11 protein-coding genes and 4 tRNA genes are annotated in these 14,883 nt (G+C 46.7%); all 15 read right to left on the reverse strand.

What is annotated here, in order from left to right; all coding sequences use genetic code 11:
* Positions 1 to 77: 77 nt before the first annotated feature.
* Positions 78 to 4,280 (reverse strand): DNA-directed RNA polymerase subunit beta', encoded by a 4,203-nt coding sequence (gene rpoC / locus AC0VYG_RS22835; RefSeq protein ID WP_067342199.1) that lies wholly within the window; start codon positions 4,278 to 4,280, stop codon positions 78 to 80.
* A 65-nt stretch (positions 4,281 to 4,345) separates the two neighbouring features.
* A complete protein-coding gene (gene rpoB, locus AC0VYG_RS22840; RefSeq protein ID WP_475430131.1) occupies positions 4,346 to 8,446 on the reverse strand; it encodes a DNA-directed RNA polymerase subunit beta in 4,101 nt (1,366 codons plus the stop codon).
* Positions 8,447 to 8,634: 188 nt separating this feature from the next.
* Complete coding sequence (rplL, locus tag AC0VYG_RS22845) at positions 8,635 to 9,009, reverse strand: 50S ribosomal protein L7/L12 (protein WP_067020168.1); 375 nt, start codon at positions 9,007 to 9,009, stop codon at positions 8,635 to 8,637.
* Between the two features lie 82 nt (positions 9,010 to 9,091).
* Entirely contained in the window at positions 9,092 to 9,592 is a 501-nt protein-coding gene (rplJ, locus tag AC0VYG_RS22850) for a 50S ribosomal protein L10 (protein WP_199477984.1), read from the reverse strand.
* 235 nt (positions 9,593 to 9,827) lie between these two features.
* On the reverse strand, positions 9,828 to 10,529 hold the full coding sequence (gene rplA, locus AC0VYG_RS22855) for a 50S ribosomal protein L1 (RefSeq protein ID WP_475430132.1): 702 nt from the start codon (positions 10,527 to 10,529) through the stop codon (positions 9,828 to 9,830).
* On the reverse strand, positions 10,529 to 10,963 hold the full coding sequence (gene rplK, locus AC0VYG_RS22860) for a 50S ribosomal protein L11 (protein ID WP_067020177.1): 435 nt from the start codon (positions 10,961 to 10,963) through the stop codon (positions 10,529 to 10,531). Before rplK ends, rplA begins: the two co-directional genes overlap by 1 nt.
* Positions 10,964 to 11,012: 49 nt before the next feature.
* A complete protein-coding gene (gene nusG, locus AC0VYG_RS22865; RefSeq protein ID WP_475430133.1) occupies positions 11,013 to 11,546 on the reverse strand; it encodes a transcription termination/antitermination protein NusG in 534 nt (177 codons plus the stop codon).
* A 9-nt stretch (positions 11,547 to 11,555) separates the two neighbouring features.
* Positions 11,556 to 11,927, reverse strand: a complete 372-nt coding sequence (gene secE / locus AC0VYG_RS22870) for a preprotein translocase subunit SecE (RefSeq protein ID WP_475430134.1) — start codon at positions 11,925 to 11,927, stop codon at positions 11,556 to 11,558.
* Between the two features lie 40 nt (positions 11,928 to 11,967).
* Positions 11,968 to 12,043 (reverse strand) — tRNA-Trp (locus AC0VYG_RS22875).
* 115 nt (positions 12,044 to 12,158) lie between these two features.
* A tRNA-Thr gene (locus AC0VYG_RS22880) sits at positions 12,159 to 12,234 on the reverse strand.
* A 4-nt stretch (positions 12,235 to 12,238) separates the two neighbouring features.
* A tRNA-Gly gene (locus AC0VYG_RS22885) sits at positions 12,239 to 12,313 on the reverse strand.
* Positions 12,314 to 12,316: 3 nt separating this feature from the next.
* Positions 12,317 to 12,400: transfer RNA gene (locus AC0VYG_RS22890), tRNA-Tyr, on the reverse strand.
* A gap of 74 nt (positions 12,401 to 12,474) precedes the next feature.
* The gene (locus tag AC0VYG_RS22895) at positions 12,475 to 13,188 is read right to left on the reverse strand and encodes an SPOR domain-containing protein (RefSeq protein WP_475430135.1); all 714 of its coding nucleotides are present in this window, start codon (positions 13,186 to 13,188) and stop codon (positions 12,475 to 12,477) included.
* Positions 13,185 to 13,919 (reverse strand): type III pantothenate kinase, encoded by a 735-nt coding sequence (locus AC0VYG_RS22900; protein ID WP_475430136.1) that lies wholly within the window; start codon positions 13,917 to 13,919, stop codon positions 13,185 to 13,187. The genes AC0VYG_RS22895 and AC0VYG_RS22900 overlap by 4 nt, the downstream gene beginning before the upstream one ends.
* Complete coding sequence (locus tag AC0VYG_RS22905; RefSeq protein WP_475430137.1) at positions 13,903 to 14,859, reverse strand: biotin--[acetyl-CoA-carboxylase] ligase; 957 nt, start codon at positions 14,857 to 14,859, stop codon at positions 13,903 to 13,905. The genes AC0VYG_RS22900 and AC0VYG_RS22905 overlap by 17 nt, the downstream gene beginning before the upstream one ends.
* Positions 14,860 to 14,883 lie beyond the last annotated feature (24 nt).

Here is a 14,883-nt window from a genome sequence, read left to right on the forward strand (position 1 = left end):
AGTGTAATTTGCGCCTATAAAACAGTCAATAGGGAGGCGACTAAAAAATCACCTCCCTTACGATTTAACAGCGAAAACTAGCCTTTTAATGCTGCACTTAACGCTTCTTCTACATCAGAGGCACTAATTGACGCACTTCCTTCCTTCGCTGCTTCCGCAAGCTCTTTCTTACGCTTGCGCTCATTGTGGTAAGCCAAACCAGTACCAGCTGGAATTAATCGACCTACTACAACGTTCTCTTTTAGGCCACGCAAGTGATCTTTTTTACCAGTTACTGCCCCTTCCGTAAGAACACGAGTGGTCTCTTGGAAAGATGCCGCTGATATAAAGGACTCAGTAGCCAAAGAGGCTTTGGTGATACCTAGCAACACACGCTCAAACTTGGCAGGGAATTTATTTTCCGCTTCCGCTTTTTCGTTTGCATCTAGAAGCTGAGTCAACTCAACTTGGTCACCTTGGATAAGATCTGTATCACCAGACTCACCCACTTCCACTTTACGTAGCATCTGACGAACGATAACTTCAATATGCTTATCGTTAATCACAACACCTTGTAGGCGGTAAACTTCTTGCACTTCGTTTGTGATGTAATCTGCTAATGCTTCTACACCTTGAAGACGCAAGATATCATGAGGACTTAGAGGACCATCGGCGATGATCTCACCTTTAGCCACTTCTTCACCATCAAATATGTTGATTTGACGCCATTTAGGAATCAAAGTCTCGATTGGGTCACTGCCATCTTGTGGTGTGATCACCAAACGAATCTTACCTTTGGTTTCTTTACCGAAGCTAACCACACCCGTTGTTTCCGCCATAACAGCCGGATCTTTCGGACGACGTGCTTCGAATAGGTCGGCCACTCGTGGCAAACCACCGGTAATATCTTTGTTACCTTGCGATTCTTGAGGAATACGCGCAAGCACTTCACCCGACTTCACTGTTGCGCCATGATCTAAGCTCAACAAGGCTTTTTCTGGCAGCATGTACTGTACGGGGGATTCTGTACCAGGAATCAATACTGGATTACCATCCGCATCCACTACAGAGATCATCGGACGAATGTCTTTACCAGCGGCCGGACGATCACGCATTTCCATAACTTCAATGGTGGTCAAACCTGTCATTTCGTCAGATTGACGACGAATGGTCACGTTTTCTTCCATACCACTGAATTCTAAGCGCCCCTGCATCTCAGAGACGATTGGGTGCGTATGTGGATCCCAGTTAGCAACAATTTGTCCAGCAGTAACCGCATCCCCTTCACGAACACTCAATACCGCGCCGTAAGGAAGCTTGTAACGCTCTTTCTCACGACCCGCCTCATCAGCGATTGCCAATTCAGACGAACGCGACGCAACCACCAAATGCTCTGCATCGCGGACGATGCTCTTCATTTTATGGAAACGTACCGTACCAGCACTCTTAACTTGTACGCTATCAACAGCAGACGCTCGGGACGCCGCACCACCGATGTGGAAGGTACGCATGGTTAACTGTGTACCAGGTTCACCGATAGACTGCGCCGCAACAACACCAACCGCCTCACCGATGTTAACTTGGTGACCACGAGCCAAGTCACGACCGTAACACTTAGCACATACACCGTGACGTGTATCACAGGTGATAACAGAGCGAATGATCATCTCATCCACACCCGCCGCTTCAATCGTACGAACGTCATGCTCGTCAATCAAAGTACCTGCCGCCAACACCAAGTCACCTTTCGTATCGATCACATCTTGAGCCACAACACGACCCAATACGCGCTGACCTAATGGCACAACAACGTCACCGCCTTCAATCATTGCGTTAACTTTGATGCCATTTGTTGAGCCACAGTCCACTTCAGTGATAACCAAGTCTTGGGCAACGTCAACAAGACGACGTGTCAAGTAACCAGAGTTCGCCGTTTTCAATGCAGTATCAGCAAGACCCTTACGAGCACCGTGAGTAGAGGTAAAGTACTGAAGTACTGATAGACCTTCACGGAAGTTCGCAGTAATCGGTGTTTCGATGATGGAACCATCCGGTTTCGCCATCAAACCACGCATACCACCCAACTGACGCATCTGAGCCACACTACCACGGGCACCAGAGTCGGCCATCATATAAACCGAGTTAAAAGATTGCTGCTCAACCTCTTCACCCGCTTTGTTGATCGTCATCTCTTTCGCCAAGTTTTTCATCATGGCTTCAGTAACGGTTTCGTTAGTACGAGACCATAAGTCGATTACTTTGTTGTACTTCTCGCCTTGTGTTACAAGACCATCCGCATATTGGTATTCGATCTCTTTTACTTCAGCTTCTGCTTTAGCAATGATCTCTGCTTTCTCTGGTGGAATAACGAAATCATCCACACCAACAGAAGAACCAGACGCCGTTGCGTAAGCAAAACCTGTGTACATCAATTGGTCAGCGAAAATACAGCTCTCTTTCAAGCCGACTTTACGGTAACACTCGTTGATCAGATTTGAGATCGCCTTTTTCTTCATTGGCTGGTTAACCACAGAGAAAGGAAGACCATCTGGCACAATATCAAACAACAGGGCACGACCAACGGTTGTGTCTACTATGAAAGTCGATGGCACTTTTTCGCCATCTAACGTGGTATCAACCTGACTGATACGCACTTTAACTTTCGCGTGCAATTCAACTTGTTTCGCACCATACGCACGGTGTACTTCTTTAATGTCAGAAAACGCCATGCCTTCACCTTTGGCATTGATTTTCTCACGTGTCATGTAGTACAGACCCAATACCACGTCCTGAGAAGGAACGATGATTGGCTCGCCGTTTGCTGGTGATAGGATGTTGTTCGTCGACATCATCAAAGCACGCGCTTCTAGCTGAGCTTCGAGAGTCAATGGAACGTGAACCGCCATTTGGTCACCGTCGAAGTCAGCGTTATAAGCCGCACACACAAGTGGGTGCAACTGGATCGCTTTACCTTCGATCAACATAGGTTCAAACGCCTGGATACCCAAACGGTGAAGCGTTGGTGCACGGTTCAACATCACAGGATGTTCGCGGATAACCTCATCAAGGATATCCCACACTTCAGGTGTTTCACGCTCAACCATTTTCTTAGCGGCCTTGATCGTCGTCGCCATGCCACGAAGCTCAAGCTTGGAGAAAATGAATGGCTTGAATAGCTCAAGTGCCATTTTCTTAGGTAGACCACACTGATGTAAACGCAGTGATGGACCTACGGTAATAACGGAACGACCAGAGTAGTCAACACGCTTACCTAACAAGTTCTGACGGAAACGACCTTGCTTACCTTTGATCATATCGGCCAAAGATTTTAACGGACGCTTGTTAGAACCCGTAATCGCACGACCACGACGACCATTATCAAGCAACGCATCAACAGACTCTTGCAACATACGTTTTTCGTTACGCACGATGATGTCTGGAGCTGATAGCTCTAATAGTCGCTTCAAGCGGTTGTTACGGTTAATCACACGACGGTAAAGGTCGTTCAAATCAGACGTCGCAAAACGACCACCTTCCAGTGGTACCAATGGGCGTAGATCTGGCGGAAGAACAGGCAATACTTCTAGCACCATCCATTCTGGGTTGTTACCAGAATGATAGAAGGCTTCAACCAATTTAAGACGCTTAGATAGCTTCTTAATACGGGTTTCAGAGTTGGTGCTGTTGAGCTCTTCACGCATGCGGTTAATTTCTTCCGGCATGTCCAAGTCGCGTAGCAACATTTGAACCGCTTCTGCCCCCATACGGGCGTCGAATTCATCACCGAACTCTTCTAACGCTTCAAAATATTGCTCGTCGTTGAGCAACTGCCCTTTCTCAAGGGTCGTCATACCTGGATCAATCACAATGAAAGATTCAAAGTACAGAACACGCTCGATATCACGCAACGTCATATCCATGATAAGACCGATACGTGATGGTAGAGATTTCAAGAACCAAATGTGAGCAACAGGCGATGCAAGCTCGATGTGCCCCATGCGTTCACGACGCACTTTTGACAGAGCTACCTCAACGCCACATTTTTCACAGATAACACCGCGGTGTTTCAAACGCTTGTATTTACCACACAAACACTCGTAGTCCTTAATTGGACCAAAGATTTTTGCACAGAACAAACCATCACGTTCAGGCTTGAACGTACGGTAGTTGATGGTCTCCGGCTTTTTAACTTCACCGTAAGACCATGAACGAATCATATCTGGTGATGCCAAGCCAATGCGGATCGCATCAAACTCGTCAGATTGTCCCTGTGATTTTAGAAGACCTAATAAGTCTTTCATGGATATTCGCCCCACTCGTAAGGCTGGAGAGTGCTACTCCCCAGCAGGTCAAATGTGATTCGTGCTTATTCGTTTTCCAGCTCGATATCGATACCAAGAGAACGAATCTCTTTCACCAACACGTTGAAGGACTCAGGCATGCCAGGCTCCATTCTGTGATCGCCATCAACGATGTTTTTATACATCTTAGTACGGCCATTCACATCATCGGATTTGACTGTCAACATTTCTTGAAGCGTGTAAGCGGCACCGTATGCTTCGAGTGCCCATACTTCCATCTCCCCGAAACGCTGACCACCGAACTGAGCTTTACCACCCAGCGGTTGCTGAGTAACCAAGCTGTAAGAACCGGTAGAACGTGCGTGCATTTTGTCATCAACCAAGTGATTCAATTTCAGCATATACATGTAACCAACGGTTACAGGACGCTCAAATGCATCACCTGTGCGGCCGTTAAACAAACGAACCTGACCACTTTCATTCAAGCCAGCCAGACGCAGCATACGCTTAATCTCAGCCTCTTTCGCACCATCAAAGGCACCAGACGCCATTGGCACACCACCGATTAGGTTTTTCGCCAAGGTTAAAATTTCTTCGTCTGTAAAGCTGTCTAGATCCTCTGTACGCGCACAACGTAAGTCGCCTTCGTAACCATTGTAGATCTCATCTAGGAAACGACGCAATTCCGCCACTGCTTCCGATTTTTCACGTTCAACGGCAAGCATTTCATTGATCTTACGACCTAAGCCTTTAGAAGCCGCACCTAAGTGAGTTTCTAGAACCTGACCAACGTTCATACGCGAAGGAACACCCAGTGGGTTCAACACGATGTCGACAGGGTCGCCATTTTCATCGTACGGCATGTCTTCAACAGGCATAATCTTAGAGATAACACCCTTGTTACCATGACGACCAGCCATTTTATCACCTGGCTGAATACGACGCTTAATAGCAACGTAGACTTTCACAATCTTAAGCACGCCAGGTGCTAAATCATCACCTGTTTGCAGTTTGCGTTTTTTATCTTCGAACTTCGCATCAAGCTCTTTACGGCGCTCAATCAAAGCGGCTTGCGCTTTTTCAAGTTGCTCACTCGCTTCTTCATTGGCGACACGAATTTTAAACCACTCAGGGTGATCCAGATTCGCCAAATACTCTTCCGTAATGATCGCATTACGCGCCAGACTTGGGCCACCTTCTGCTTGTTGACCAACTAAGGCCTCCGCTAGGCGCTCAAATGTCGCTTTTTCAACGATACGGAACTCTTCGTTCAAATCTTTACGAACTTGATCAAGCTGCGATTTTTCAATGGATTTAGCACGTTCGTCTTTTTCAATGCCATCACGAGTAAATACTTGAACATCGATAACCGTACCGCGTGTACCTGTTTTCACTCGCTGAGACGTATCTTTTACGTCAGACGCTTTCTCACCAAAGATCGCTCGCAAAAGTTTCTCTTCAGGCGTCAACTGGGTTTCACCTTTCGGTGTTACCTTGCCAACAAGAATATCGCCTGGCTCAACTTCAGCACCGATATAAACGATACCGGATTGATCCAGTTTAGAAAGCGCACCTTCACCCACGTTCGGGATATCGGCGGTAATTTCTTCAGGCCCAAGCTTGGTATCACGAGCGACACAAGTCAGCTCCTGAATGTGAATAGAAGTAAAACGATCTTCTTCCACAACACGCTCAGAAACAAGAATCGAGTCCTCGAAGTTAAAACCGTTCCAAGGCATGAAGGCAATACGCATGTTTTGACCTAGCGCCAAATCACCCATATCAACAGATGGACCATCGGCCATAATATCGCCTGATGCTACTCGCTCACCTTTCATCACCAAGGTACGCTGATTAATACAGGTATTTTGGTTAGAACGTACGTACTTGGTTAAGCTGTAGATATCCACACCCGCCTCACCAGCAACCGTCTCTTCGGAATTAACACGAACAACGATTCGGCTTGCATCGACCGATTCAATCACACCACCACGGTTAGCAACGATACATACACCAGAGTCTTTCGCGACGTTTTTCTCCATGCCTGTACCGACAACTGGCTTATCAGCCTTCAATGTTGGTACTGCTTGACGTTGCATGTTCGATCCCATCAAGGCACGGTTTGCATCATCGTGCTCTAGGAACGGAATCAAAGACGCCGCCACCGAAACAACCTGACGTGGAGACACGTCCATTAAGTTTACTTTTTCTTTCGGAATCAAAGTGGTTTCGTGCATGTGACGCACCTGAACCAACTCATCCACCAAACGCCCTTCTTCATCTACATTTGCAGACGCTTGGGCAATGACATATTTCGCTTCATCGATTGCCGAAACATAAACCGTTTCGTCCGTCATTTTGCCATCAACAATCTTACGGTAAGGCGTTTCCAAGAAGCCGTAGCTGTTGGTACGCGCGTAAGTGGACAGCGAGTTGATCAAACCGATGTTTGGACCTTCAGGTGTTTCGATTGGACAAACACGACCATAGTGAGTGGCGTGCACGTCACGTACTTCGAATCCTGCGCGCTCACGAGTCAAACCACCGGGGCCTAACGCGGAAACACGACGCTTGTGAGTAACCTCAGAAAGCGGGTTGTTTTGGTCCATAAACTGAGACAACTGGCTAGAACCAAAGAACTCTTTGATTGCCGCTGCCACAGGTTTCGCATTTAATAGATCTTGTGGCATTAAGCCATCCGCTTCTGCCATAGACAGACGCTCTTTAACAGCACGCTCAACACGTACAAGGCCGACGCGGAATTGGTTTTCAGCCATTTCCCCAACAGAACGAACACGACGGTTACCCAAGTGGTCAATATCATCCACCATGCCGTTACCGTTACGGATATCAAGCAAGGTTTTTAGAACCGCTACGATGTCGTCGTTATCCAATACGCCAGGGCCAGTGTCTTCTTCACGGCCTAGACGGCGGTTAAACTTCATTCGACCCACGTTAGACAAGTCGTAACGATCTTCTGCGAAGAACAAGCCTTGGAACAAACCTTCAGCTGATTCTTTGGTTGGTGGCTCGCCAGGGCGCATCATACGGTAAATTTCTACCAACGCTTCCAACTGATTATTGGTTGGGTCAATGCGAAGCGTATCTGAAATGAATGGGCCACTATCAAGATCATTGGTGTATAAGGTATCTACTTCTGTAATACCAGCACTCACCAAAGCTTCTAAAAGCTCAACAGACAGCTCTGTATTCGCTTCAGCAATCAGTTCACCTGTTGCAGGGTGAACCAAGTTTTTCGCCGTTACCTTACCTAGCATGTATTCGAGCGGAACAGACAGGCGCTTAAGGCCAGCTTTTTCCATCACTCGAATATGTTTCGCAGTAATACGGCGGCTCTCTTCAACAATGATTTCACCGTTCGCATCGGTAATATCAAACAAAGCGGTTTCACCACGAAGGCGATTGGCGATCAACTCCATTTCAAAACCATCACGGGTTAAGAAAAAACGAGTTGTGTCAAAGAAAGTCTCTAAAATTTGTTCAGTACCGAAGCCCAACGCACGCAACAAAATTGTTACAGGCAGTTTACGACGACGGTCTATACGTACAAACACGCAGTCTTTCGGATCAAACTCGAAGTCCAACCAAGAACCGCGATAAGGAATGACGCGCGCAGAATGCAATAGTTTGCCTGAAGAGTGAGTTTTACCACGATCGTGATCAAAAAACACACCAGGAGAGCGGTGTAATTGAGAGACGATAACACGCTCAGTCCCGTTAATTACAAAGGTACCATTGTCTGTCATAAGCGGAATTTCGCCCATGTAGACTTCTTGCTCGCGGATGTCTTTGATGGCCTTGTTGGAGGACTCTTTATCATAAATGATGAGTCGAACTCGAACACGAAGAGGCGCCGCGTAGGTGACACCACGCAACTGACACTCTTTAACATCAAATACTGGCTTGCCTAAACGGTAATCGACGTATTCTAGCGCCGCATTGCCGGAAAAGCTGACCATTGGAAAGACAGATTTAAAGGCCCCATGCAGACCTAATTCCCCACGCTCTGCAATCGCTTTACCTTCTTGCAGAAAATTACGGTAGGATTCAAGCTGAATTGCCAGCAAGTATGGCACATCCAAAACGGGCGGCAGTTTACCGAAATCCTTACGGATACGTTTTTTCTCAGTGTATGAGTAAGCCATCAGCATTCCCCAGCTTGTGCACATTGACGCAAAAGGCCCAAATCAGGCCTTACCATATATGGGAGCATTATCTCCCATTTGAAAATTCTTTTTGGTTTTATTTGAGTTTTTAGAAACCCAAAAAGGCCGGTGACAAAACGTCACCAGCCATTTCGACTATAGGTCGAAATCTGGAAATACAAGTATCATTACTTGATTTCGACAGATGCACCAGCTTCTTCAAGAGCCGCTTTAAGTGCGTCAGCGTCTTCTTTAGAAACGCCTTCTTTAACAGTCGCTGGAGCGCCGTCAACCATGCCTTTCGCTTCTTTCAAGCCAAGACCAGTTGCTGCACGAACCGCTTTAATTACGTTAACTTTCTTATCACCTGCAGCAGTAAGAACAACGTCAAATTCAGTTTGAGCTTCAGCCGCTGCACCAGCATCGCCAGCAGCAGGACCAGCTGCCGCAGCAACTGCTGCAGTTACACCGAATTTTTCTTCCATTGCTGAAATTAGTTCAACAACATCCATTACAGACATTTCTGCTACTGCATTGATGATATCTTCTTTAGTTAGAGCCATGACTCAGATTCCTAGCATTCTTTATAATCACCCGTAGGTGATAAAACAAAATATTTATCAAGAAGGGATACGATAAACCGTATTACGCCGCTTCTTGCTCTTTTTGGTCGCGAATTGCTGCAAGAGTACGAGCAAGTTTGCTTGTTGCACCCTGCATTACACTCATAAGCTTCGCAATAGCTTCATCGTATGTAGGCAATGTTGCCAAACGATCAATGTCGCCAGCTGGGATCAACTCACCGTTGAACGCCAATGCTTTCACTTCAAACTTGTCATTCGCTTTCGCAAAAGTTTTCAACAAACGAGCCGCCGCACCTGGGTGTTCGTTTGAGAAAGCAATTAGCGTAGGGCCAACAAAGCTCTCAGTTAGGCATTCGAAGTCTGTACCTTCCACTGCACGGCGAGCCAATGTGTTACGTACGACACGTACGAAAACACCTGCTTCGCGCGCTTCTTTACGAAGTGCTGTCATGCTGCTCACGGTAACACCGCGAGAATCAGCAACAACCGCAGACAACGCAGTTTTGGCCGCTTCGCTAACTTCGGCGACAATGGCTTTTTTGTCTTCTAGACCTAATGCCACTGGTTTTCTCCTGGATTAGCAGAGAGCAAATTACTCTCTTGTTTTTACCAACTCTTCGATTACTCGAAGTACTTGCTGGTGAGTTAGATCCAGTTTATCTGAATCGGGCCACACCATCTGCGCAGGACCAACATTTTTCAACGTTGTTATTAAACCCGAAGGTTCCTGCGGTCTTTGACGGCCTGCTCAACATTACTTATGCAGGCAGACCCCAAAGCGCATGAACTAGATAGGCTTACTTAGTAGAGTTAAGCGCACCTAGATCAATTTGTAGACCTGGTCCCATTGTAGAAGACAAGGTCACTTTTTTCATATAGACACCTTTAGAAGAAGCAGGCTTAGCACGACGTAGGTCAGCTAAAAGCGCTTCCAAGTTGCCTCTGATAGATTCTGCAGCGAAGTCAATAGAGCCAACGCCAGCATGAATGATACCATTTTTATCAGTACGATAACGAGCTTGACCTGCTTTTGCATTTTTTACAGCCGTCGCAACGTCAGGGGTTACCGTGCCGACTTTAGGGTTAGGCATTAGACCACGTGGACCTAAAATCTGACCTAGTTGACCAACAATACGCATTGCATCTGGAGAAGCAATAACCACGTCGAAGTCTAGGTTGCCAGCTTTAACTTGTTCAGCCAAATCTTCGAAACCTACAACGTCTGCACCAGCTTCTTTCGCCGCTTCTGCGTTAGCACCTTGAGTGAACACAGCAACACGAACGTCTTTACCAGTACCATGAGGCAATACAGTAGAACCACGAACAACCTGATCAGATTTACGTGGATCAACGCCTAGGTTTACAGATACGTCGATAGATTCTTTGAACTTCACAGTAGAAAGCTCAGACAAAAGAGCAACAGCCTCTTCTACAGAGTACAATTTCGTTGCGTCTATTTTTTCTGCGATCAAGCGAGCGCGTTTAGTTAGCTTAGCCATTAGTTCACACCCTCAACGTCTAGACCCATAGCGCGAGCGCTACCAGCGATAGTACGAACCGCTGCATCCATATCTGCTGCAGTCAAATCAGCCTGCTTAGCAACAACAATCTCTTCCAGTTGAGCACGAGTAACCGTACCCACTTTTTGAGTGTTTGGACGAGGAGAACCACTCTTAAGGCCTGCTGCTTTCTTAAGAAGAACAGAAGCTGGAGTAGATTTCGTTTCAAAGGTAAAACTACGGTCACTGTATACAGTGATGATAACAGGTGTTGGAAGACCTGGCTCAACGCCTTGAGTTTTGGCATTGAATGCTTTACAGAATTCCATGATGTTCACACCGTGTTGACCAAGAGCTGGACCAACTGGTGGACTTGGGTTCGCTTGACCCGCTTTAACTTGTAGCTTGATATAAGCTTGGACTTTCTTAGCCATTTTTAAACTCCAGATGGGTCACTGCCCGAAGGCTACCCGTTCAACATACTCAGGCTTTTTCAACCTGACTAAATTCCAAATCAACTGGTGTGGAGCGCCCAAATATAAGCACCGCCACTTTGATTCGGCTTTTATCATAGTCCACTTCTTCAACGACACCGTTAAAGTCAGCAAATGGACCTTCGTTAACTCGAACCACTTCCCCAACCTCAAACAAGGTCTTAGGACGAGGCTTATCAGCGCCGTCATTGACACGCTGTAAGATAGCATTGGCTTCACGTTCAGTAATCGGGGACGGTTTATCCGCTGTACCACCGATAAAACCGAGCACTCGACCCGTACCTTTCACCAAATGCCAAGAGTCATCGTTCATATCCATTTGAACTAAGACATAACCAGGATAGAATTTTCTTTCGCTCTTGCGCTTCTTACCATCTCGAATTTCAACCACTTCTTCGGTTGGCACCAAGATGTCACCAAAATAGTCTTCTTGCCCCATAATTTGCACGCGTTCTTTCAGCGAGCGCATTACGTGCTTTTCGTACCCAGAGTACGCTTGAACTACATACCATCGTTTCGTCACGAGCAACTCCTAATAACCTATTACCGAAGAAACGATCCAAGCAAGGAGCGAATCTACCCCCCACAGTACGAGAGACATAAAAAGAACAACCGCCAATACGATTAAGGTGGTTTGAATTGTCTCTTGCCTTGTTGGCCATACTACCCGGCGAATTTCAGTTTTTGCTTCTTTCGCCAATGTGAAAAAAGCCTTCCCCTTCACCGTTTGCAGCGCAACAAAGCCAGCAATACCAGCCAAAACCAGAATAGCGATCAAACGATATAATAGTGACTCAGCAGAAAAATAGTTATTACCAATCACACCAACGGCAACCAGTAAAACAACAATCGCCCACTTAAATACGTCTGTGCTAGACGTTTGAGTTTCAGTACTCGATCTCATACTTTCAGGTGATCCCTAATTAAGAAATAGGATACGAAAATGGCAGGCCAAGAGGGACTCGAACCCCCAACAGCCGGTTTTGGAAACCGGTGCTCTACCAATTGAACTATTGGCCTACATCGTATGGGCGGAGGATGATACTCGTATTTGCTTTGTCAAGCAAGAGCATTCGCCCAAAAAACAGACAATAAAAAAGGCGGCTAAACCACCTATCTTTTGCATCGGAAATGCTGGAGCTCATGAGCAGATTTGAACTGCCGACCTCACCCTTACCAAGGGTGTGCTCTACCAACTGAGCTACATGAGCAACTTGGAGCGGGTAGCGGGAATCGAACCCGCCTCTTCAGCTTGGAAGGCTGAGGTAATAGCCACTATACCATACCCGCAACTGGTGGAGGGAGGTGGATTCGAACCACCGAAACTTTCGTGGCAGATTTACAATCTGCTCCCTTTGGCCACTCGGGAACCCCTCCACGTACTCTGTGCCTTTGAACAGCACCCCAAAAGGTGGGAGCCATTATATTAATCAGTTTTTGAATTGCAAGCACTAACAAGGATTTTTTTCTATTTTTATCATCATCTTGGTCAAATCGAACTGAGAGAGCAGTTTTTCTAAGTCTTCATTACTAATTGGTTGCTCTATATCAATCTGATGTAAACTGACCGTACGAAGGTGCCGATGTATCTTCAGTTTGTAACTCAGCTTACTTTCAATATCCTTACGAGCCTCTTCCGCTCCCTCTTGAGAGGAATACAATCCAAGAGAAATGCGGTTTTTCATCTCACCACGAGTGATAATAAAACTATCAATCGAGCGTTCATGTAACGCGTTGACAATGTCTCGAGCTTGTTCATGGGTGTCTGGCGCCTCAATATACAACCAAAACTTAGGCCTTTTACCCATTACCTGTTTGTCACTGTACTTCCATTTTAACTTCGTCAGAGCTTGGGTGATTTGCGCATCATCTGCATTTTTCTCTACTTCCAGCTGGGGGCACAACATCGCGCTTGTCTTGGCATTGTCATTGGCAACCGTCAGGGCTTTTTTCAATGACGCTTCCATCTCTTGAGATTGTTGCTTGGCCTTAGTAATCGCTGCTTGCTCTTCATTATTTGCAGGCTCAGACAAAAGGCGAATAGAAGTACTCACCGGTGGCGCATACACAGGGTCATTCACATGGGTGGTGTTACGTTTCATCAGATGCGCCCAGCCAAAAAAAGCGACATTGACCAAGACAATAATAAAAAACAGCCACTTCATACTTGTTTCCTTATCTTTTCATCGCCAACGAGCTTAGCGCCTAACGCGACCAAGTGGGGGTCACATTCTGCCTTTACCCCTAACGCATTAAGCAATTCTTGTGCATCGCCTCCTGTCACAACCCACCGATGATCGTGATAATTCCCATAAATACGCTCCAAAAACCCCAATGCCATTTGATAACATCCTTCGTTGACCGCTCGAGCGGTGGAATTCGGCAACCCCTCACCCATTTTTGGCTCGCTGGCCTCATAACGAATTTTAGCCGTATTGGCTAACAAAGCATTTTCCATCATCACTAGACCAGGGACAATATAACCACCAAGGTGCCGGGCTTGCTCATTGACCACATCGACTTTGATCGCCGTTCCAGCGTCAACAATCACTATGTTTCCGCCATAGTGATGAAAACCAGCAACAACGGTAAGCCAACGGTCAATCCCTAAACGCCATGGCTCATCATAAGCGCATACCACGCCACAAGCTTGGGCAGTGCTTTCTAAGCACACCAACTGGCTATTGGGATAGTAAGCTTGCATTTCCTGCTGCAGTGCCACACTGGCGTCTTGAGAACGCACACTGGCAAAATAAATAACCTCAGGAAGAAAGTGCCGCTTCGTTAAGCGTTCATGATCCCTTACCTGCCACTGGATCTGCCCCCCTTCAAAGGCGGTGTACTTGATGCTAGTGTTTCCCACATCGACAACCAGCAACTTATCGACGACGGACACTGACCTCTCCCCCATGCAAGCGTGTAATCACACCATCTTCACCTTCGACCAAAAGCGCACCACTTTCATCGATGCCTTTGGCAATACCAGTGCGCTGCTGGGATAAAGAGCTAACCGTCACCGCTTGATTATGCAAAACATCGTGGGCTTGCCACAGGGATTGATAGTGTTTCATACCATGTCCGTCCTCAAATGCTTGACAAACCGCCACCAACTCATTCGTCAAGTCCGCAAGAATTTGATTTCGACTAGGCATTTTGGACAATCGAGAGGCGAGATCCGTCCAGGGCTGATCAACAGACGACATCACATCCGCTTCCATCGCCACATTAAGCCCTATCCCGATAATGACATCGCACCGATCTTCATCAGCCACCATTTCAAGCAAAATACCGCAGACCTTTTGCCCATCGATTTGCACATCATTTGGCCACTTTAAGCCAGGATTCGGAATACCTTGTTTTTTGATGGTACGAGCCACCGCCACGCCAACCGCTAAACTTAAGCCTTCCACCACGCTCGGTCCATTTTCAAAGCGCCAAGCAAAGGACATGGTGATATTTTTCGCCACGCCCGAGGCCCAATGACGACCTCGACGACCACGCCCCTGCGTCTGGCGCTCTGTTACAATCATCAAAGGTAGCGACGTTCCATCGTTTATATGCTGCTTCATATCGCCATTGGTCGATGCGGTTTCAAAGACAATCGATACCGGAATACTGCTATCGAGTCCCGCTTCTAACAACGCTTCATGGGATAATAACTCCACCGGTGTTGGTAAACGATAACCGCGCCCTTTTACAGAATGGACAGGTATACCAATGGCTTCTAACTTTTTTAGTTTTTTCCATACCGCCGCTCGGGTCACGCCAAGGGCTTCCCCTAATGCTTCCCCGGAGTGAAATTTACTATCACTCAATAGGGACAAAATTCGTTGCATTCAAAGACTCCAATAGTATTCAGA

The sequence above is a fragment of the Marinomonas sp. 63XJN7_7_ISO-PGPR-S23-202 genome, from assembly GCF_056173505.1.